This window comes from Thiorhodococcus drewsii AZ1, assembly GCF_000224065.1.
In the GTDB taxonomy this organism is placed as follows: domain Bacteria; phylum Pseudomonadota; class Gammaproteobacteria; order Chromatiales; family Chromatiaceae; genus Imhoffiella; species Imhoffiella drewsii.
In genome coordinates this window covers 87,666-107,378 of the sequence record NZ_AFWT01000008.1, presented here as the reverse complement: position 1 = coordinate 107,378, position 19,713 = coordinate 87,666, and the positions used below count along the sequence as shown (strand labels likewise).

Below are 19,713 nucleotides of genomic sequence, written 5' to 3'. Positions count from 1 at the left end.
TGCGAGAGAGTACATTCACGATGAACGGCACTCATGACACACGCAAAGCACTCGCGACAGCCTTGACACTGGCGATGTGCGGCGGAGCTGAAGCCCAGGACGTCGAAGCGCTCTCCCGCTACCTGGACATCACCCAAGACGCGCTGGTCGGACAGCATGGTTTCTACGGGGTGGTCTCTGGGATGGAGTTCGGAAACGGAGGCCGCTGGACCCATGCGACAGGGACGACAGGCCCGGCTACGGCGTCCCAGGGCGGACGGGCCTTGACGGTCGACGACCGCTTTCACATCGGTAGTCAGACCAAGACCTATACCGGGACCGTGGTGCTCCAATTCGTCGGAGAGGGTGTGATTGGCCTGGACGATACGCTACAGGAATGGTACGTGCGCCAACCCGCCGCGACACAGGCCCTAAGCGTCATGAGCCAGCAGCAGCGCGAGACCTTCACCGTTCGCGACCTCATCTCGATGCGCAGCGGAATCGCGGAATATCTGTCAGGCGAGGACCCGAACCACCCAGGCGCAACCATTCTGGATACATGGAATGCCAAGAATGGCGACTACGACTTGGCGCGCGCCCAATTGATCGCTGCAGCTCTCGCCGAAGGATCGACGATGACACCAGGAGATCAAGGAACCTTTGAGTACTCCAATACCAATTTCACGCTGGCAGGCATTATCGCCGAGGCGGCCAGCTGCGAGACAGGAAACTGCAGAACCATCCGCGAACTGATCACCGAGCGTGTGATCGAGCCGCTGGGTCTGACCAATACGCTGTATCCCACCGGCACCGAGTGGGGATCCGACCAGCATACGAACGGGACATGGAATACATACGGCGCGCTGACGGACTTCACCTTCACGACCCCCTCGGTGCCCAACTCGGCCGGCGCCATGATCTCGAATGTTCATGACCAACTGGATTGGCTCATCGAGCTGACAACGAACCGCAATGGCACCCTGGCCCCGGCAGTCTTTGCAGAGCGACTAAAGAACACAAACATCATGAATGGCGAGGTCGGCATCATCGAAGGCGGCTACGGCTTTGCGATCTATGGCCAGCACAGTACCGAGACCGGCGTCTTCATGCTGGGTCACGGTGGCGAGCTGAGCGGCTATCAGACCCTGATGTTCCATTTCCCCGGCGACCCCGACACCACGGCGGACGATCTCTTCATCGTATCGGATCTCAATACCTTCCTGAGCTTTCCTGGCAACCGCCAGTTCACGCCAGCCGACATCAACGACTATTTTTACGATCTGCAGGAGACGGTCGCCATTTTCGATGCCTTTGTGAGGGATCCGAACGGTTGCTCGACCTCGGACAGCGGCACCCTCTGTCGGGGCACCACGGTTGCGGATCAACAGCGCAACATGACGACTGCTTTCACGGTCCAACCTTCGGGATACCGCTGGGTGAGCCCTGAAATCGGCTTCGACGCGCCCGTGCCCACCTATGTCTTCTACGGCCAAGACACGACCGCCACACGCATGACCAATGGCTCGATCAGGATCGAAGATCAAGGGATTCTGAAAGGTTATGGCAACGATCTGACCCTGATCCGGCTCGAAGGCACCGAAAACAGCGTACAGGTCGATGGCAAGATCGAGACCATCGGAGCCAATACGATCGCAATCGACGCCAGCGCCCCATCGAACGATACGATCGACATAGGCCCCACGGGCAGCGTGAGCGGCGGTATCGACATCACCCGGGGATCCGACCGACTCACCGTCAACGGGATCCTCACGGGAGATGTCTCCACAGGAGCGGCCTCGCGTCTGTCCGGCAACGGACGCATCAACGGGCTCGTCTCCGGTTCCGGCACCATGACTCCTGGTGACCGCGACACGCTTGGGACGCTGACCGTCACGCGCTACGAGGCCGCCGATGGGGTCCTAGAGATCGATGTCGATGGTGCTTCGAGCCGAGCGGACCTCTTGTCGGTCGTCGAGCAAACCGCAACCGTCGAGAACTACGCGGTCGCGGACACAGGAGTGGCGATCCTCGGCAATGGAACGCTGCGATTGAAGGGAAGCGCGCTCAAGGGAGACGTGCAGTTGCCGATCCTCACGGCAGCCAACGGTGTTAGCGGTCGCTTCGCCAGGGTTGAAGATCCCGACGGGATGAGCGCCGCTTCCAGCCGCACCGCGCTGGATGTGCTGAGTTCATCCAGCGCGGTGACGCTGACGAGCACCAGCCCTGCCATCTTCGACGGGACCGCCGAAACGGCGTATCGAAGCTCGCTTGCCGTCATGGATAGCGTCTTGACGTTCGCACGAACTACCTCCGCCAAGCAACAGAAACAGCTGTCCGGATTCGTCGTCTCCGCGCTCGGAGACGAGTTCTCATTCGACGACGCGGATGGCGTATCCGGCTATGACATCCGGATCGGCGGCATGTTGGCCGGCCTCAGCGGCCCGCTCGGAGAGCGTGGAGTCTGGGCGATCTCTCTGGCCAAAACCTCCGAAAAGGCCAAAATCGACGACACGCACCGGGAGCAAAAGCTCGACACCTCCATGATCGGCATCACGGCCAAGCTGGATCTGGATCTCGTCGACCTCGGTCTGGGCATTGCCTACGGTTTCGGCGATATCGACTATCAGCGAGATCTGGGAAGCGCGATGGCAACAGGAGACACCGATCACGAGCGTTGGATCCTGGGAATGGAAGTCTCGCGCACCACGGTCGTGCGGGGCTGGAACTGGAACTGGCTCGCCAATCTGACCTACATGCGCGGCAGCGAGTCCGCGTTCACCGAGGCCAGCGAACTCGGCATTCCGGCACGGTTTGGCGGACGCCATTACGAGCGGCTGCGCCTCGGCATCGGCGCAACGGCGTCTGTTACACCCACGCTCAAGCGAGTGGCACCCTCGCTCAGCCTGGATCTGTTCCAACACCTGGATCTCGACAACTCCGACATCGCCTACGCGTACGATGACGGTAGCCACGGCACCTTGGAGGGTCGCTCGGCGGATGGCCCAGAGGCCAGAATGACGGCGGGTCTCTCCTACAAACTGACCAAAAACGCGATGGTCAAAGCCGCTCTATATGTCAGCGCTGGCGACGACTACTCCAATGTCGGATTTACTTCGGGCGTCGATTTCGCTTTCTGAAGACGCTCGACCGGCAACGGCACGGGACTAAGGGATCAATGAACCTCGTTGAGAAAATGCGCTCTTAAACGGGATGTCCGTGGGCACGAAGACCACGTCACTCCGACCCTCCAAACCATGGGAGCAGCAATGATGTCATCACACCCTAAACGTATCGCCATCGTTACCGGCGCCACTTCCGGGATCGGCGAGGCGACGGCTCGAACCTTCGTCACCGCCGGCTTCGCAGTGGTCGGAAACGGTCGCACCGCCGACAAGTTGAGCGCCCTGGAGAGCGAACTCGGCGCATCCTTCGTCGGCGTCGCGGGCGATGCCAGTGAGGCCGACGTGATCCAACAGATGCTGGAGACCGCCGAGAACCAATTCGGAAGCCCAGCCGACATCGTCGTGGTCAATGCCGGACGCGGTCTGGGCGGTGCGGTGACCAGTGCCGACGCAGACGCCTTCGAGGAGGTCATGCGTATCAACATCGGCGGTGCAATGCGTCTGATGCAGGCCGCAGGACGACACATGGTCGCCGCCCAGCAGGACACCTATCCCAAGAAAGCCGCCGACATCGTGGTCATCGGCTCGGTCGTCGGACGCCACATTTCACCCTTCAGCGCCGTCTATGGCTCTACCAAATTCGCCGTCCATGCACTGGTCGAGGGGCTGAGACGCGAGATCGGCCCCAAGGGGGTACGCGTCTCGCTGGTCGAACCGGGGATCGTGGTCAGCGGATTCCAAGCGGTGGCGGGATACAGCGACGATCTGGTGCGTGAATTCGACGAGAAGTTCGGTCCCTTACTGTTCGGCGAGGACATCGCCAACGCCATCCATCACATCGTCACCCAGCCGCCGCATGTCCATATCAGCGACATCGTGGTTCGCCCCACCCGCCAAGATTACCCCTGATCGCGCGCGTGTCTGCGGGCAAGCCTAGCGCCCGCAGACAGGGCGTCGACGAACGTCATCCGAGAGCAACAATCCGGCACTAGGATATGTCGGCTCGGGACGGGAATCGCTCAACAGGTTGGAGTCTCTCCTCTGATCCCGCACCGATCGGAACGACGGCGGCTGCCCGAGCGAATCAGCCCATTCATCATTGCCTGCCCAGCAGGCCCAAGAGGCCATCATGACACCGCTCGAAAAGGTCGAAGCGCTTTACGAGGAACTGGTCGCCTGGTACGGAGAAGGCAAGGACAGGGAGGTCCGGGCGGCCTCCAAACTCCTCATGATCGCCCTGCTCGAACTCAAGGAGCACGACCGACGCGGCTGGCAGAGTCTGGTCGAGGACTATGTGCACATGCTGAACGAGGATCCAGAGCGTTTCCGTCGTCTGATCGAATCCAATCACGGCAAGTCGAAACGCGGCGACACGGACACAGGTCATCTTGAGGATCTGATCGCCTGATCCATGCAGCACCCCCAAGATTTTGATGGCCAGAGGCCCTCGCCGTCATCAAACGTTCTTGAAAACGTCATCATAGCGTTCGCAGTCCAGCGGGAAAATTAAGCGGCTTTCCACGCAGGCCGATTGGGCATTCGCCCCGGCCGTCAATCATCCCCTGGGGTTCTGTCATGAAAACACCTTCCTATATCAAGTCGGCGCTCGCCGCCGGGCTGGTCTCCCTTTGCGCCGTTTCCGTCGCCGCCCACGCCGAGGTCAAGCTGAACGGTTCTGGCGCGAGCTTCCCCTTCCCCATCTACTCAAAGTGGTTCAAGGACTTCAGCGCCGAGCACGAGGACATCCGTATCGACTATCAGTCCAAGGGTAGCGGTGCCGGCATTCAGGATCTGATCAACGGCACCGTCGATTTCGCCGCCTCCGACGCCGCCATGAACGACAAGGACATGGCCCAGGTCAAGCAGGGCGTCGTGCTGCTGCCCATGACCGCTGGCGAGGTCGTCATCATCTACAACCTCAAGGGCGTCAAGGAGCTCAATCTGCCCCGTGACGTCTATCCGGCGATCTTCTCCGGCAAGATCACCCAGTGGAACGATCCCGCCATCGCCGAGGCCAATCCGGGCGTCGATCTCCCGGACGAGCCGATCACCGTCGTGACCCGCTCCGACTCCTCGGGGACCTCCTTCGTCTTCACCGGACATCTCTCGGCTATCAACGAAACCTTCAAGGAAACCGTCGGTCAGGGCAAGGCCCCGAACTGGCCCAATACCGGCAAGTTCATCGCCGCGCCCAAAAACGATGGCGTCACGGCTCAGGTGCAGCAGAACGAGGGCTCCATCGGCTACGTCGAGTACGGTTACGCCAAGCTGACCGGCTGGAAGCAGGTCGCCAAGCTCGAAAACAAGTCCGGCAAGTTCATCGCCGCCGGTCCCGAGTCTGGCGCAGCCGCGCTGGCCTCCGCCGAGTTCCCCGAGGGCACCCTGCCCAACAGCGACGTGCCGAACCTGATCGCCTGGGTTTGGGATCCGGCCGGCGAGGACGCCTATCCGATCGCGACCTTCACCTGGATGCTCTTTTACAAGGACCAGGACGACGAAAAGGCCGCCGCGCTGCGTGAGATGGTCGAATACGGCGTAAAGAAGGGCCAGAAGATCGCCGATTCCATGGGCTACATCCCGCTCCCCAAGAGCGTTCAGGAGCGTGTCCTCTCCACGGTTGAATTCATCCGCTGATTTTGTTCATCCGCTGATGATTTAGGCGAGGAATGAATCCCAGGCAGCCGCCTGGGATTCGTCCGCGCCTGGTGGCAGCTGGGCTCGGAACCGAACGCCACCGTCAGCCGTTTCCGCACTCTCAAGAGAACGCCATGGCCAATCCGTTTCCACACGCCCAGTCCGCGAGTCCCATCTCCGGGCCGCCGAGCGCACTCGAATACGCCAGCGACCGGATCTTCCGCGCCATCGCGCTGAGCGCCGCGTCCGTCATCATCATCCTGACCGCTTACATCCTATGGGAGGTCGCCGGAAAGGCCATGCCTGCCATCGGCGACTATGGGCTGGGATTCATCACCGGTACCGAATGGGATGTCAACAAGGGAACCTTCGGGGTCCTGCCCGAGATCTGGGGCACACTCTACAGCTCGCTGCTCGCTCTGTTGCTGGGCGGAGTCTTCGGGATCGCCATCGCCATCTTCCTGACCCAGGACTTCATCAATCACCGGCTCGCGACGATCTTCCGCACCCTGATCGAAATGCTCGCGGCCATCCCCTCGGTCGTCTTCGGTCTCTGGGGCATCTACGTCCTCATCCCGCTGCTCAAGCCGGGCGCCGAATGGCTTCATGACGAGTTCGGCTGGATCCCGCTGTTCGGCAGCGATCTCTCCGGCCCCGGAATGGCGCCAGCCGCCCTGGTCCTGGCCATCATGATCCTGCCCACGGTCGCCGCTATCTCGGTGGATGCACTGCGCCGCATCCCCTACAAGGTCAAAGAAGCGGCCTACGGCATGGGGACGACGCGCTGGGAGGCCATTCTCAAGGTTATGCTGCCGACCGCCTCCTCCGGCCTGCTGGCCGCCCTGGTTCTGGGCTTCGGCCGCGCACTGGGAGAGACCATGGCACTGGCCATGCTGATCGGCAACGCCAACCAGATCAGCCTCTCGCTCTTCTCGCCGGCCAACACGCTCGCCTCGCTCCTGGCCTCCAACTTCCCCGAGGCCGGACAGGTCGAGGTGCATGCACTCATGTACGCCGCCATGGTCCTGCTGGCGATCACCTTCCTGGTCAACGTGCTCGGACTGGGCATTCAGCAATACACCCTGCGTAAGTTCGAGGGCAAGAAATGAGCGATATCGACCTCACGACCCGCGCGATCGAGCCCCCTCGCCTACCTCGGCTCGAACACCAAACTTTCGAGATCCGGGCCCTCAAGAGTGGTCTCCTGACCTGGCTTACCTGGATCGCCGCCGGACTCGCAGCCATCCCGCTGCTCTCCGTCATCTACATGCTGATATTCAAGGGCGGCAGCCGGCTCTTCAGTTCCTCGATCGGCGAGGTGCTGACCGGACTGCCTCCGGCGGGCTTCGAAATGGGTGGCGGCATCGGGCCGGCACTCGTCGGTACCCTGGTCATGGTGGGCATCGGCGCCCTCATCAGCATCCCGATCGGCATCCTCGCAGCCATCTATCTCGGCGTACTCGAACCGAGCAGCCGAATCTCGACCAATGCCCGTTTTCTGGCCAAGGTCCTGACCGGTTTCCCGTCCATTCTCGCAGGCGTCTTCGTCTATGCGGTCATCGTCATCCACTTCGGCTACTCGGCCATGGCGGGCGGTATCGCACTGGCGGTGCTCATGCTCCCCACCGTACTGCTGGCCGCCGAAGAGGCCATGTCTCAAGTTCCGCAACGCATGAAGGACGCCGCTTACGGCATGGGCTGCACCCGGACCCAGGTCATCCTCAAGGTGGTGCTACCGACAGGGCTGACGGGGATCCTCACCGGCGTCATGCTGGCCATCGCCGGGGCGGCGGGCGAATCGGCGCCACTGCTCTTCACCGCGCTCTTCAGCAATTACTACATCTCGGAGCTGAACGAGCCAACCGCCTCGCTCTCGATCCTCATCTACAACTTCTCGGGAATGCCGTTCCAGAACCAGATCGAACTGGCCTGGACCGCCTCCCTGGCCCTGGTTCTGATCGTGCTGATGTTCAATATCCTGGCACGCATCCTCGGCCGATCGAAGTACTGAAGCTCGCAACATAGGTATTTAAGACATGAACGCAACAGCTGAGGCGTTGTTCGTCGCCGAGCCTTTCCAGGCGAGCGGAGACGTCGTGATCGATTGCAAGGTCGACAAGATCTTCTACGGTGACTTTCTCGCAGTGCGCGACAGCATCGTCCCCATCGAAAAGCACAAGATCACCGGTTTCATCGGCCCATCGGGCTGCGGAAAATCCACCGTGCTGCGCAGCCTCAACCGCATGAACGACCTGATTCAGGTCTTCCGGTTCGAAGGCAACGTCATGTATCACGGTCAGGACATCTACGCCAAGAAGGTCGACCCTGTGGTAGTGCGCCGCTACATCGGCATGGTGTTCCAGCAGCCCAATCCCTTCTCGATGAGCATCTACGACAACGTCGCCTTCGGACTGCGTCTGAATCGCTTCAAAGGGGACGTCGAGGAGCGGGTGGAGAAGGCACTACGCAGCGCCGCGCTGTGGAACGAGGTCAAGGACAAGCTCAAGAACAGCGGTCTCTCGCTCTCCGGCGGTCAACAGCAGCGACTCTGTATCGCGCGCGCCATCGCCACCGAACCCGATGTGCTGCTGATGGACGAGCCCTGCTCCGCTCTGGATCCGATCGCGACCCGCCAGGTCGAGGAGCTGATGCTGGAGCTCAAGGAGCACTACACGCTCGCCATGGTTACCCACAACATGCAGCAGGCGACCCGCGTGGCCGACACGACGGCCTTCTTCTCGGTCGATATCTCGCAGGGCGGTCGCACCGGCTATCTGGTCGAGATGGGCCCCACGCGCCAGATCTTCGAAGATCCGCGCGAGCAGCTGACCAAGGAATACATCTCCGGCGAATTCAGCTGACAGCGAGCCCCATGTGCCGAATGCCCGCGCCCAACGGGAGCGCAGAGGATACGGGCAGCCGGAGGCATTCCAGGTGAACGCCTCCGGCACCTTATAGAACAACAGACCTAGTATGACTCGAATCGGCATGACGCGAATCGAGCACATCGGAGCCGAACCCGCTTGGAACGGATCCAATCCACGCTGCGTCTCGATCTGAGCGCGATAGAGGCCGCACTGCGGAAGGTTCAACGCGATTTCGCCCACATCAATGCGGACTTGACCAGTCGCCGCGATCCGCTCGGCGAAGAGGTTCTGAACAACCTGATCGCCGGTTATGCCTTCCTGGACCGGCTCCAGGAGGCCGACATCGATCTGTTCGCGATCGGCAACTCGGCGCTTCTGCTCCAGCTCAATTGCCTGGTGCTGTGCGGAAGCACGGACACCGAGTCCCAGAGCTGCAAACCGCACTTCAGCGAGACCGAACGGCGTTTCTACGACGACAGCAATCCCGGGGGCGTGCGTTCGCTGATGAACTATCTCGCGGACCACCCCGAACCCTCGATCTGGCGGCGCGCGGCAGGCGTCTACATCCAGATTCTGTCCGAGCCTCAACTCTTCTTCGAGGGCAATCACCGCACCGGAACGCTCCTCATGAACCATGTACTGCTGCGTGGCGGCAAACCCCCATTCATCCTGACCGAGCAAAACGCCAAGGACTATTTCGACCCCTCGTCATTGGTGAAGGGATTCCGCAAACGGAGCTTCCGGGCGTTCCTGGACATCCCGAGAATGCAAACGCGCCTGGCGAATCTACTGCAGAACGCGGAGGACCCGCGCTACCTATTGAACGGATCCCAACCAGACGCAGCTGGCGGACCCAACGTCGCCCGCTGCAGGAACCTTTAGACCGAACCTCATGCGTATCCGTACCAGCGTCACTCTCGCAGCCATCTCCGTCACCCTCGTCGTGGCGGCACTGCTGATCCTCGTCTCGCACCTCAATGACCAGCGTCTACAGAGCCGGGTCGCCACGGAGATGGCTGACGCCAAACAACTCATCTGGCGCCAGGTCAGCGAGCGCCTTTTCACCCACATGGCTGTGGGCGCCAAGAGCTTCGAGGACGATTTCTATCTCCGACAGGCCATCAAGCAGAAGGACGCCACGGCGCTGAAGGAGGCTGTCGCCTCGCTCGAAAACCTGGTTGGGGGGCAAGGCTATTTCGAACATGTCCATCTCTTCGATACGGAGAACGCCGTTCTCTGTTGCGGAGACCCGGCGCGCGTCTCTCAGGACGCCGTCGCCCTGGCGGCAAAGACCGCCGACGATGGCGAGCGCCATCGGGGCATCGGTCGCGACACCGACGGAACGCCGATCGCGCTGCTGACCGCGCCATTGAACGTTCGGCACGCACAGATCGGCACGCTGGTCCTAGAGCAGCCCATCGCCCCACTGCTCGACCGCGTCAAGGAGTGGGACGAGACCGAGTCGGCGCTGATCGGTCTCGATGGAGCGCGTCTCGGCGACACCAATGCCACGCTCTTCGATCAACTGAAGGGTGACGCCTTGAGCCGGCTCGGCGAGCAGGGACGGCGCACGGCCAACCTGGATCAGGGCGTCTTCAACGCCACCCGAATCGACGTCCAAGGAATCGACGGAAACCCTGTGGCGCGTCTCGTCAGTCTGAGCGACTTCTCGGCGGGTTACGCCGCTCAGAGCCACTTCGAGACGATCGCCTATTCCAGCATCGCTCTGACCCTGATCCTGGCCACGCTTGCGCTTTACTGGTACATGCGTCGGGCGACCCGTCCGCTCGACCAGGCGATCGGCATGGTATCCAAACTGGCCGACGGCGATCTGAACGTCGCATTCGCCAGCAACCGCCACGACGAGGTCGGCGAACTCATGCGCGCCATGCAGACCATGGTCGAACACATCCGGGATATCGTGACCCATCTGCGCGAGGCGAGCGGGAACTTGCAGGACTCGGCGAGTCACATGGCCCAGCGTGCGGAGACAAGCAAGATCCAGTTTGATCGGCACAAGGCGGAAACGCATCATGTCAACGCGGCCGTCAGCCTGCTTGCCAGCTCCGCTCAAGACGTGGCCAACCACACGACCCATGCCGTCGGAACGACCGCCGATGCCCATCAGCGCATCCTCGACAGCCGCCAGATCCTAGAGGAAACCTCGGCGCTGATCGACACGCTGGCGACCGAGATCGATCAGGCCGCCGAGGTCGTCATCGGCCTGGCGGATCAGAGCAATGCGGTTGGCAGCGTGCTGGAAGTCATTCGCGCCATCGCAAGTCAGACCAACCTCCTGGCATTGAACGCCTCGATCGAGGCGGCCCGCGCGGGAGAGCACGGTCGAGGATTTGCCGTCGTCGCGGACGAGGTGCGCCAACTGGCGATGCGCACACAGCACTCGATCCAGGATATCGAGTCCCTGATCGCATCCCTGCAGAACCGCTCGACCGACGCCGTCGGCGTTATCCACGCCAACCGCGATCGCGCCAAGCAGAGCCTCGACCGTTACGGCCAGGCGATGGGCAACCTGGATGCCTTCGGCGAATCGATCAACAGCCTGACCGAAATGACTCGCCGCATCGCCGACGCGGCCGAGGAGCAAAGCCGCATGGCGGACGAGATCGCGCGCGCCATCGACCAGATCTCCCAACTCGCCGCCGAGAACTCAGGCGCAGCCGACTCCGGATTCGCCCAGAGCGCCCAACTTCAGCAGCTTTCCAGCCGGCTCTCGGAGCATGTCGCCGCCTTCCGCATCCATTGAGGTTGTCATGCATCTAAACCGCATCCCAAACGGCGATCCAGCACAGGAGATCGACACAGCGCCTGCGATGATCGATCCCACCCATCATCGATCGAAACAGGACGCGCAGACGTTGCTTGCGCAGGCACGCGACCATCTGACCTACGCACTGCAACCGATCGTCAACGTGCACACGGGCAGCGTCTATGGATACGAGGCGCTCCTGCGCGGCGTGGAGACACTGGGCATCCCCACTATCCTGTCTCTATTCGACCTGGCCAAGGCGCTGGGCTGCTCACGCGAACTCGACAGAACCCTGCGCGCGCTGGCATTGGAACGCTTTATCGCAATCCCCGGATCCGCGCGCCACAAACTCTTCTTCAACCTGGATCCGCACCTCATCGAAGAGGAGGACCCGGAGACCATGGTCGAACTTCTACGCCAACAGGGTTTGACCCCGGACACCGTCTGCCTGGAGCTGTCGGAACACGTCGATCTGACCGCGAACCCGGCCGTCGCGCGAGCGATCTCGGCCTACCGTGACCACCGATTCCATTTCGCGATCGACGATTTCGGCACCGGCTATGCCGGGTTGAGACTGCTGTACGAGCATCCGCCGGACCTGCTGAAAATCGACCGCTTCTTCATCAGCGGCATGCCCGAGGACCATCGCAAGCGTCATTTCGTCACCAACATGGTTCAATTGGCGCACGTCATGGGCATCCAGGTGATCGCCGAAGGCATCGAGACCGAGACCGAGCTGCTGGCCTGCCGCGAAGTCGGCTGCGATCTGGTACAGGGCTATCTGATCGCGCACCCGCAGACGCACATCGAATCGCTGCAGACCCGTTACGACCGGGTCGCAGAGATCCATGCGAACAACCGCCGCGATACCCCGAGCGACGTGGCACTGATCGAGCGCTGCCTGGAGCGCATCCCCCCACTGCACGCCAGCGACAACATCTCGCGTCTGTTCGACGCCTTCCGTCTCGACAAGACGCACAACATCATCCCAGTGCTCGATTCGGCCGACCGACCGATCGGCCTGATCCACGAGACCGACATGAAGGAATACATCTATTCCAACTATGGACGGGATCTGATCGCCAACCGCTCCTTCGGTCGCACGCTGCAGCATTTCGTCAAGCCCTGCCCAACCATCGATATCCACGACTCGGCCGACCGCTTTCTGGAGGCGTTCTCCGCCAGCGCCAATCCGGCCGGACTCATCGTCACGCTGGATGGGCGCTATCACGGCTTCGTCAGCACGATGGCGCTACTGCAGCTGATCGAGGAGAAAAACCTGGCCGCCGCGCGCGACCAGAACCCGCTGACCAAGCTCCCCGGAAACAACACGATCCACGAGTATCTGTCGCGGACGCTATCGGTGCGCTCCGAGACATGGCACCTGGTCTATCTGGATTTCGACAATTTCAAGGCATTCAACGACCACTACGGCTTCAGACGCGGCGATCGGGTCATCCTCATGTTCGCCGAGGCCATGCGCCAACACCTGAACTCCGGGCGCTGGTTCATCGGGCATATCGGAGGGGACGATTTCTTCGCCGCGATCGGCAACGCAGATCTCGATCGGGTGATCGAGCAGGTGCAGGGGCTGGTCACCAAATTCCGCTCGGACGTCCAAAGTCTCTATGATCCCGAAGACCGCGCCCAGGGCCATCTGAACGCACGCGACCGTTTCGGTCAGAAGCGTCAGATTCCGCTGATCCGCTGCAGCGGTGCCATTCTGGAGATCCAGCCCGGAGACGACTACGGGAGCGGCGACGAGTTGGGACGCATCATCGCGACCATGAAGAGTCAGGCGAAACGGAGCGCTTCCGGGCTGACCCTGAGACAACATCGGCAAGGTCGGACAAACACGTTGCCCGACTCGACGTGGCATGAGACGGCCCCAGAGAAATCGATCGACTCGGACTCCAAGGGGGTAAACCATCGGCACTTGGCCACCGATACCGCATAAACGCTCGGTGGCCCGGTGCCCGATGGGGTTCGAGCGAACGCCGTCAACCGGTCAGTCGACCGGACTCGTAGTCCCGGATCGCCTGCCGGATCTGATCGCGCGTATTCATCACAAAGGGGCCATGATGGACGATCGGCTCACCCAATGGACGTGCGGCGAGCACCAGTGCTCGTGCACCACCCGGACCGCCCGATAAGGCGATGCACTCGCCGTCCATGTCGAAGACCGCCATCTGACGCCGAACGAGATTCCGGTCATCCAACAGGATCTCACCCTCGATCAGATAGACCAGGGCACGATGGCCAGACTGGATCGGAAGCTCCAGACGCGCGTCAGCCGGTAGGCTCAGATCCAGATAGAGCGGATCGGTCGCGATTCCCTGGGCCGGACCCGCCAGATGTGCGTCACCCTGCGCGAAGTCACCGGCGACGACCTTGACCTGGATGCCATCGTCCAGGATGGCCTCGGGGATCTCTTCGGCCGGAAGGTTGCGGTAGGCCGGATCCTTCATCTTCTCGGACGCAGGCAGGTTGAGCCAGAGCTGGAAACCGTGCATGGACCCAGAATCCTGTTGCGGCATCTCGGAATGGATGACGCCACGACCGGCCGTCATCCACTGCACCCCGCCCGAGGCGAGAACACCGCGATTGCCCAGGTGATCCTCATGGAGCATGTGTCCTTGCAGCATGTAGGTGACGGTCTCGAAGCCACGATGCGGATGCGGCGGAAAGCCGGCGATATAGTCCTCGGCGCTGTCCGAGCCGAAATCGTCCAGCATCAGAAACGGATCCAGACCACGCATCCCGTCCGGACCCAGGATGCGATAGAGGCTGACTCCGCCGCCGTCGGAGGCCGGAACCGCCGTCAAAATGCGCTCGATCGAGCGTCTGTTCATGATGTCTCTCCTTAGGCAGCCAACAGCTGATTGATCTCGTCTTTGGCGGAAGCCAGGGCCTGCTCTCGCGCATCGTCTCCCAGATTGAGCCCCTCGGCATAGACGAACTCGACATCGTCGATCCCGAGGAATCCCAGCATCGTGGCCAGGTAGTCGGTCTGGGTATCGGTGGGCTGCCCCAGATGCAGGCCCCCGCGACTGGCGAGCACCACCGCCCGCTTGCCTTCGAGCAGCCCGACGGATCCCTCGGCGGTATAGCGAAAGGTCACGCCGGCCCGGGCGATATGATCGAACCAGGATTTGAGCACGCTCGGAATCGCGAAATTGTACATGGGGACGCCCAGGACCAGCAGATCGGCCTCTTGGACCTCGCGGATCAGGGTGTCCGCCTCCTCGGCGATCGTCCGCTGCTCTGCCGAGCGATCGGCCTCGGGCGTCATGATCGCCGTCAGACGCGTTGCATCCAGGTGCGCGATGGGGTCACGCCCCAAATCTCGATGGGTGACCTGCCACTGCGGGTCGCGTTCCAACAGACGCGAAACATAGTCGCCCGCCAGGGTCGAAGAGACACCGTCGCCGGAGAAGAGACTGCTGTCGATGTGCAGGATGCGTTTCATGTTGACGTCCTCGAAGGTATTGAAGGGTTTCGAACGATTCGAGGAAGAAGATGGGATCGACTGATCGGTTTATTTATTCTAATTTCGGCGCTTTCCCATCAAATAATTCGATGAATCATGGAGAACCAGGCACCTAAAACGACACTGGAGCAATGGGCGACGCTCCAGGCCGTCATCGATCGGGGTGGATTCGAGGCGGCGGCCGATGCCTTGCGACGCAGCCAATCCTCGGTGAGTTACAGCCTCAAGCGTTTGCAGGAACAACTTCCCGTCTCCATCCTCTCCGCCCAGGGACGGCGGACGGTTTTGACCGCACAGGGACAGGTCCTGCTGCAGCGCGCTCGATTCATGCTCGAGGAGGCGCGTCGTCTGGAGCAGCTCGCCGAGACGCTTGCTCAGGGCTGGGAAGCGGAGGTGCGTGTGGCGGTCGACATCGCCATGCCGCCGGAACCCTTGCTGTGCGCGCTGGCCGCCTTCAGCGCAGAGGCGCCCCAGACACGGGTTCAACTGATGGAGACGGTGCTATCCGGAACCAACGAGGCGCTGTTGTCGCAGCGGGCGGATCTCGCGGTCACTGGGTTGGTTCCACCCGGATTCCTCGGCACCCCGCTGACTCAGGCGACCTTCCTCGCCGTCGCACACCCGGACCACCCTCTGAGCCGATCGAGTCGTCCCCTGACGCTTGAAGACCTGCGGGCCCACCGCCAACTGGTGATTCGGGATACCGGGCGCTTCCGTCAGGTCGACAGCGGTTGGCTCGGCGCCGAGGAGCGCTGGACCGTCTCCCACCTGCTCACGGCCATCGCCATTCTCAAGCGCGGCATCGGTTTCGCCTGGATCCCACGCACGCACATCCAAGAGGAATTGAAACAGGGAACGCTGGTCGCCCTCCCCTTGGCGCAAGGCGGCGAACGTCACGAGACACTCTATCTGGTCTATGCGGATCCGATCGGAGCGGGACCCGCGACCCGAGCCCTGGGAGGCCTATTGACGGATCAGGCACATCGAGCCATCGATCCGACCGGCATCCCCACAACCCCATAGCCCGGGATGAAGCGCGGCGAAAACCAGGATGCATTCAACGCCAACGCCTCGATCACCCGCCCACTCGACGGCATCCGGGGGCAGCTCGCGGCCTCAGTCCGGCTGACTCAGCTCCTCTTCGAGGTCTTGGAGCAGTGCCAAGGGATCCATGACAATCCCCGTTCCGTCCGGCGCAGGAAAGACGGAGACCTGACGATCATCCTTGGCCATACCCTTGAGCCAACGGTTCATGAAAACGTCGAGTTCGAGCGGCTCGGGCTTGCAATCGGACCAATCCGCATCCGCGAGCGCCCGGGCAAGCTCCGGAGCCGGCCAGAAAGGAAAGCAGTCGTGCCCCTCCTCGTCGCAGAAGGCGACGAATCCTCCGTCACCGCACAGCGTCCAAACCTTTCCCGCTTGAGCGACCTCGGTGAGAAAATAGGTGTAACGCTCGGAGGCCGGCAGACCGAAGAGGTTGGAGATGTCAAATTGAGACAGTGGTGCGTTCATGGATCGGGTCGCCTTGTATTCAGGTTTGGTGACAAACGGCAACCGGTCGAGCGACCGGACCGATCACTCTAACAGCGCGGGCCAACGAGAGAAAACCCCGAAAACGGGCGGAACGCGTGTCGCAATTTGGCTCCCAAAGAGATTCGTGCGACTTGTCTATCAACACAGATGCGGATCACAATAGCCGATGCTTGGATCGAAGCGAGAGGGGTGACCTCGTGAAATGGTATGGGATTCTCTTGGGCGCCATGCTTGGCACCATCGTCGGAACCATCATCGGCTATCTCCTCGTCCCAGGGATGCTCAAATGAGCCAAGGCTGACGCTGTGTCGCCGCCTCCGCCGTGGCGGATGGCGGCAGACATCCCTGCCAGTGACACGTTGGCCTCGAGCGTGAATTGGCAGGATTGAGACATGGCGTTACAAAACAACGCCTTCCTATCCTTGTCGACCGGACAGTGGCCCCTGATGTCAGGTCGATGAGAACCCGCTGGAGATCGTCCAATGAGATCACCTAGATATCGCGTCAGACCAGGCAGCTGGGATACGGCCGGCGCAACCGTCTCGAATGACGGCGTGAATTTCTGCGTCTTTTCGCGTTACGCGGAGCGCATGTCCCTGCTGCTGTTCGAGCGCGAGACCAGTAAGGAACCTTACGAGGTCCTCCACCTCAATCCACGCATCAACCGCACCTTCTTTTTCTGGCACATCTTCGTCGAAAATCTACCCGACGGCACTTACTACAACTGGCGCGCCACGGGACCGGGCGACACCAGCGAGACCGGCTCTCGTCTCGACTCGGAGAAGGCGCTCCTCGACCCCTGGGCTACGACGATCAGCGACCGTCTCTGGGACCGTGCGACCGCATGCCGCCCAGGCAACAATGTCGCCAAGGCGATGCGCGCCCAGGTGATCCGCGACGACTATGACTGGGAGGAAGACCAGCCACTCTACGTGTCGCTGAACAACGCCATCATCTACGAGATGCATGTCGGCGGCTTCACCCGCCATCCGTCCTCCGGCGTCGTCCATCCGGGGACCTTCGAGGGCGTCACCGAGAAAATTCCCTATCTGCAGGACCTTGGCATCACCCATGTGGAGCTGATGCCGGTCATGGCCTTCGATCCCCAAGACGTTCCACCACAGACCGCCAAGATGGGGATGGAAAACTACTGGGGATACAGCACCCACAGCTTTTTCGCCCCGCACCCTGGTTTCGCGGTGACCGCCATCAACGCGCGCGACGAGTTCCGCGACATGGTCAAGGCGTTCCACCGCGCGGGGATCGGCGTCATCCTCGACGTTGTCTTCAATCACACGGCCGAGGGCGGCAAAAACGGCCCCGTCATCAGCTTCAAGGCATTCGGCAACGAGATTTTCTATCACCTCGATTTCGAAGACCGCAGCCTCTACCGGGATTACACGGGTTGCGGCAACACCATGAACTGCAACCACCCCATGGTGACGCGATTCCTGATCGACGCGCTGCTCTATTGGGTGCGCCATATGCATGTGGACGGCTTCCGCTTCGACCTGGCGAGCGCGCTCGCCCGAGGCGAGGACGGCAATCCGCATCACCATGCACCGGTACTCTGGGCGATCGAGCTCTCGCCCTCCCTGAACCGCGCACACATCATCGCCGAGGCCTGGGACGCGGCCGGTCTCTACCAGGTGGGGGACTTCCCGGGCTATCGCTGGGCGGAATGGAACGGTCGTTACCGTGACGTCATCCGCAGCTTCGTGCGCGGGGATGCCGGCATGGTGCCCGAGGTCGCCACCCGCATGTCCGGGTCGAGCGATATGTACGAGGGGCGCGGACGCCTGCCCATGAACTCGATCAACTTCATCACCTGTCACGACGGCTTCACACTCTGCGACCTGGTCAGCTACAACGCCAAGCACAACGAGGCCAATGGCGAGGACAATCGCGACGGCCACGACCACAATCTGAGCTGGAACTGCGGTATCGAGGGCCCTACGGACGACCCCGAAATCCAGGCGCTACGCCGTCGCCAGGCGCGCAACTTCATCAGCATCCTGATGCTGAGCCAGGGCGTGCCCATGCTGCTCTCGGGCGACGAGGTCTTTCGCTCCAAGTCCGGAAACAACAATACCTACTGCCAGAACAACGAACTGTCCTGGTCGGATTGGGACCTGGTCGATACGAACAGCGAAATGCTCGAGTTCGTCCGCTCCATGATCGCCCTGCGTCGGCGCCATCCCACGCTGACGCGCGACCGCTTTCTCAGGGGCAAACCGGATTACGGCCACAGCCGGCCGGACATCATCTGGCACGGCGTGGATCTCGAACAACCGAACTGGACAGATGCCACAAGCCGTCAACTGGCCTTCACGCTGGAAGGATCCGTCGACGACGAACAGCCACTCCATGTGATGCTGAACATGGGATCCGAACCCATCGCATTTGCCTTACCGCCGATCGCCGGACTGCAATGGGGACTCGCACTCGACACCTCGTCCGAAAGACCCGCCGTGGAGCCCGCCGACCAACGCCCGATAGCAGAAGACCGACTTCAGCTCGGTCCCTTTAGCGTCGTCGTTCTGGAGGCCAGACCAGCCTGAAATCGGCATTTCATCGTGCTTTTCGCACACTGAAACCAGACGCCCTTCGCACAGCGAAGGAGACCGTTCCTAATAGATCAGCCAGACACCAGGAGTCGATCCGTTTGTCATCGTCCCTCCCGCTCGTCCTTGCATCCACCTCGCCCTACCGTCGCGCCTTGCTCGAAAAGCTCGGGCTGGACTTCCTGACGGACTCGCCCCGAATCGACGAAAGTCGACGGCCGAACGAACCGCCACAGGTGCTGGTTCTGCGGTTGGCCGAGGCCAAGGCGCGGGCCGTGGCCGAACGCCATCCGAACGCGCTCATCATCGGCTCCGATCAGGTTGCCTGTATCGATGAAGAGATTCTCGGCAAACCGGGAGATCGCACCAGAGCCATCGCCCAGTTGGAGCGGGCATCGGGGCGTTGTGTCCTCTTCCAGACGGGTCTCTGTCTACTCGATGCCCGAACAGGCCAAGCGCACACCCTGGTGGAACCCTTTCACGTTCATTTCCGTGCGCTCTCACGCCGTCGGATCGAAGGCTATCTCGACCGCGAACAACCCTATGACTGCGCGGGGAGCTTCAAGTCCGAGGGCCTCGGCATCGCCTTGTTCGAACGGCTGGAGGGCGAGGATCCGAACACGCTCGTCGGACTCCCGCTCATCCGTCTCATCCCCCTCCTCGAAGCAGCAGGCATCCATCCCCTCGGCGATTGAACGTCGGCCTCGCGGCACCGTCCCCGTCACTAGGGAATTTGCCCATTGAAAGACCTCAAACC

Annotated in this window: 16 protein-coding genes; 13 read left to right on the top strand and 3 right to left on the bottom strand. The window is 61.7% G+C overall.

Features of this window, described 5'->3' with window-relative positions:
- Window positions 1-20 precede the first annotated feature (20 nt).
- The 10 genes from THIDRDRAFT_RS07245 (at window position 21) to THIDRDRAFT_RS07200 (ending at window position 13,326) form a co-directional block, all read left to right on the top strand.
- On the top strand, window positions 21-3,116 hold the full coding sequence (locus THIDRDRAFT_RS07245; RefSeq protein WP_007040173.1) for a serine hydrolase: 3,096 nt from the start codon (window positions 21-23) through the stop codon (window positions 3,114-3,116).
- A 132-nt stretch (window positions 3,117-3,248) separates the two neighbouring features.
- A complete protein-coding gene (locus tag THIDRDRAFT_RS07240) occupies window positions 3,249-4,010 on the top strand; it encodes an SDR family oxidoreductase (protein ID WP_245535794.1) in 762 nt (253 codons plus the stop codon).
- Window positions 4,011-4,230: 220 nt separating this feature from the next.
- Window positions 4,231-4,509 (top strand): hypothetical protein, encoded by a 279-nt coding sequence (locus THIDRDRAFT_RS07235; protein ID WP_007040171.1) that lies wholly within the window; start codon window positions 4,231-4,233, stop codon window positions 4,507-4,509.
- Window positions 4,510-4,676: 167 nt separating this feature from the next.
- Window positions 4,677-5,735: a phosphate ABC transporter substrate-binding protein PstS gene (pstS, locus tag THIDRDRAFT_RS07230; RefSeq protein ID WP_007040170.1), complete on the top strand. Its 1,059-nt coding sequence runs from the start codon at window positions 4,677-4,679 to the stop codon at window positions 5,733-5,735.
- A gap of 134 nt (window positions 5,736-5,869) precedes the next feature.
- Complete coding sequence (pstC, locus tag THIDRDRAFT_RS07225; protein WP_040844174.1) at window positions 5,870-6,844, top strand: phosphate ABC transporter permease subunit PstC; 975 nt, start codon at window positions 5,870-5,872, stop codon at window positions 6,842-6,844.
- Complete coding sequence (gene pstA, locus THIDRDRAFT_RS07220; protein ID WP_007040168.1) at window positions 6,841-7,746, top strand: phosphate ABC transporter permease PstA; 906 nt, start codon at window positions 6,841-6,843, stop codon at window positions 7,744-7,746. Before pstC ends, pstA begins: the two co-directional genes overlap by 4 nt.
- 25 nt (window positions 7,747-7,771) lie before the next feature.
- On the top strand, window positions 7,772-8,596 hold the full coding sequence (gene pstB / locus THIDRDRAFT_RS07215; protein ID WP_007040167.1) for a phosphate ABC transporter ATP-binding protein PstB: 825 nt from the start codon (window positions 7,772-7,774) through the stop codon (window positions 8,594-8,596).
- A 162-nt stretch (window positions 8,597-8,758) separates the two neighbouring features.
- Window positions 8,759-9,484 carry a hypothetical protein gene (locus tag THIDRDRAFT_RS07210; RefSeq protein WP_007040166.1) on the top strand — a complete coding sequence of 242 codons (726 nt, stop codon included), beginning with the start codon at window positions 8,759-8,761 and terminating at the stop codon, window positions 9,482-9,484.
- Window positions 9,485-9,494: 10 nt separating this feature from the next.
- On the top strand, window positions 9,495-11,366 hold the full coding sequence (locus tag THIDRDRAFT_RS07205; protein WP_007040165.1) for a methyl-accepting chemotaxis protein: 1,872 nt from the start codon (window positions 9,495-9,497) through the stop codon (window positions 11,364-11,366).
- Between the two features lie 7 nt (window positions 11,367-11,373).
- On the top strand, window positions 11,374-13,326 hold the full coding sequence (locus THIDRDRAFT_RS07200; protein ID WP_007040164.1) for a bifunctional diguanylate cyclase/phosphodiesterase: 1,953 nt from the start codon (window positions 11,374-11,376) through the stop codon (window positions 13,324-13,326).
- A gap of 43 nt (window positions 13,327-13,369) precedes the next feature.
- Here THIDRDRAFT_RS07200 and THIDRDRAFT_RS07195 read toward each other — a convergent pair whose 3' ends face one another.
- Window positions 13,370-14,221, bottom strand: a complete 852-nt coding sequence (locus THIDRDRAFT_RS07195) for a pirin family protein (protein ID WP_007040163.1) — start codon at window positions 14,219-14,221, stop codon at window positions 13,370-13,372.
- An 11-nt stretch (window positions 14,222-14,232) separates the two neighbouring features.
- Window positions 14,233-14,838: an FMN-dependent NADH-azoreductase gene (locus tag THIDRDRAFT_RS07190; RefSeq protein ID WP_007040162.1), complete on the bottom strand. Its 606-nt coding sequence runs from the start codon at window positions 14,836-14,838 to the stop codon at window positions 14,233-14,235.
- 117 nt (window positions 14,839-14,955) lie between these two features.
- Between THIDRDRAFT_RS07190 and THIDRDRAFT_RS07185 the strand changes: the two genes are divergently transcribed.
- Window positions 14,956-15,882, top strand: a complete 927-nt coding sequence (locus THIDRDRAFT_RS07185; protein ID WP_007040161.1) for a LysR family transcriptional regulator — start codon at window positions 14,956-14,958, stop codon at window positions 15,880-15,882.
- Between the two features lie 93 nt (window positions 15,883-15,975).
- On the opposite strand, the gene THIDRDRAFT_RS07180 is transcribed toward THIDRDRAFT_RS07185, so the two are convergent.
- Window positions 15,976-16,371, bottom strand: coding sequence for a DUF2750 domain-containing protein (locus THIDRDRAFT_RS07180; protein WP_007040160.1), 396 nt, complete (start codon window positions 16,369-16,371; stop codon window positions 15,976-15,978).
- A gap of 503 nt (window positions 16,372-16,874) precedes the next feature.
- Between THIDRDRAFT_RS07180 and glgX the strand changes: the two genes are divergently transcribed.
- Complete coding sequence (glgX, locus tag THIDRDRAFT_RS07175) at window positions 16,875-18,953, top strand: glycogen debranching protein GlgX (RefSeq protein ID WP_007040159.1); 2,079 nt, start codon at window positions 16,875-16,877, stop codon at window positions 18,951-18,953.
- A gap of 104 nt (window positions 18,954-19,057) precedes the next feature.
- Window positions 19,058-19,651, top strand: coding sequence for a Maf family protein (locus THIDRDRAFT_RS07170; protein WP_007040158.1), 594 nt, complete (start codon window positions 19,058-19,060; stop codon window positions 19,649-19,651).
- Window positions 19,652-19,713 lie beyond the last annotated feature (62 nt).

What these genes read in the sequence shown, in the direction of transcription:
- THIDRDRAFT_RS07180 (WP_007040160.1), bottom strand. Translation starts at nt 16,371, where the DNA reads ATGAACGCACCACTGTCTCAATTTGACATCTCCAACCTCTTCGGTCTG.
- THIDRDRAFT_RS07195 (WP_007040163.1), bottom strand. Translation starts at nt 14,221, where the DNA reads ATGAACAGACGCTCGATCGAGCGCATTTTGACGGCGGTTCCGGCCTCC.
- glgX (WP_007040159.1), top strand. Translation starts at nt 16,875, where the DNA reads ATGAGATCACCTAGATATCGCGTCAGACCAGGCAGCTGGGATACGGCC.
- pstS (WP_007040170.1), top strand. Translation starts at nt 4,677, where the DNA reads ATGAAAACACCTTCCTATATCAAGTCGGCGCTCGCCGCCGGGCTGGTC.
- THIDRDRAFT_RS07190 (WP_007040162.1), bottom strand. Translation starts at nt 14,838, where the DNA reads ATGAAACGCATCCTGCACATCGACAGCAGTCTCTTCTCCGGCGACGGT.
- pstB (WP_007040167.1), top strand. Translation starts at nt 7,772, where the DNA reads ATGAACGCAACAGCTGAGGCGTTGTTCGTCGCCGAGCCTTTCCAGGCG.
- THIDRDRAFT_RS07245 (WP_007040173.1), top strand. Translation starts at nt 21, where the DNA reads ATGAACGGCACTCATGACACACGCAAAGCACTCGCGACAGCCTTGACA.
- pstA (WP_007040168.1), top strand. Translation starts at nt 6,841, where the DNA reads ATGAGCGATATCGACCTCACGACCCGCGCGATCGAGCCCCCTCGCCTA.
- pstC (WP_040844174.1), top strand. Translation starts at nt 5,870, where the DNA reads ATGGCCAATCCGTTTCCACACGCCCAGTCCGCGAGTCCCATCTCCGGG.
- THIDRDRAFT_RS07200 (WP_007040164.1), top strand. Translation starts at nt 11,374, where the DNA reads ATGCATCTAAACCGCATCCCAAACGGCGATCCAGCACAGGAGATCGAC.
- THIDRDRAFT_RS07240 (WP_245535794.1), top strand. Translation starts at nt 3,249, where the DNA reads ATGTCATCACACCCTAAACGTATCGCCATCGTTACCGGCGCCACTTCC.
- THIDRDRAFT_RS07235 (WP_007040171.1), top strand. Translation starts at nt 4,231, where the DNA reads ATGACACCGCTCGAAAAGGTCGAAGCGCTTTACGAGGAACTGGTCGCC.
- THIDRDRAFT_RS07205 (WP_007040165.1), top strand. Translation starts at nt 9,495, where the DNA reads ATGCGTATCCGTACCAGCGTCACTCTCGCAGCCATCTCCGTCACCCTC.
- THIDRDRAFT_RS07185 (WP_007040161.1), top strand. Translation starts at nt 14,956, where the DNA reads ATGGAGAACCAGGCACCTAAAACGACACTGGAGCAATGGGCGACGCTC.